This window comes from Mesorhizobium sp. M7A.F.Ca.ET.027.03.2.1 (assembly GCF_003999175.1).
Lineage (GTDB): Bacteria > Pseudomonadota > Alphaproteobacteria > Rhizobiales > Rhizobiaceae > Mesorhizobium.
In genome coordinates this window covers 1-671 of sequence record NZ_RZOM01001725.1, presented here as the reverse complement: position 1 = coordinate 671, position 671 = coordinate 1, and the positions used below count along the sequence as shown (strand labels likewise).

The 671-nt window shown below is 68.0% G+C and carries 1 protein-coding gene; it reads left to right on the top strand.

Annotated elements, in window-relative coordinates:
- Positions 1-671: DNA mismatch repair endonuclease MutL (mutL, locus tag EN750_RS37670; RefSeq protein ID WP_245482943.1), on the top strand; the 671-nt coding region annotated here is incomplete at both ends.

The following is a 671-nucleotide window of genomic DNA, read 5'->3' as shown; positions in this document are numbered from 1 at the left end:
TGTCAGGCCGGCGGCGGCCAATCGCGGCACCACGGTCGAGGTGCGCGACCTGTTCTTCGCAACGCCGGCCCGATTGAAGTTCATGAAGGGCGAGCGCGCCGAAAGCTCGGCCACCAGCGATGTGGTCAAGCGCATCGCCATCGCCTTCCCCGCCGTGCGCTTCACGCTGGCCGGCTCGGACCGCTCTACGCTGGAATTGCCGGCGGCGGATGACAGCGCGGAAGGCAGCCTGCGCCGTGTCGCCCAGGTGATGGGCACCGACTTTCCCGACAATTCGATTGCCATCGATGCGATGCGCGAAGGCGTGCATCTGACCGGCCACGTGTCGATCCCCTCCTTCACCCGCGGCAACGCGCTGCAGCAATATGCGTATGTGAACGGCCGCCCGGTGCGCGACAAGCTGATCGCCGGCGCCATACGCGGTGCCTATGCCGACGTCCTGCCGCGTGACCGCCATGCGGTGACGGTGCTGTTCCTGACGCTCGACCCGGCCATCGTCGACGTCAATGTCCATCCAGCCAAGGCCGATGTGCGCTTCCGCGATCCCGGCCTTGTGCGCGGATTGATCGTCGGTGCAATTCGACAGGCACTGGCCGATGCCGGCGTCCGCGCCGCCACCACGGGTGCCGCCGGCATGATGGCGGCGTTCCGGCCAGGGGCCGCATCCTACG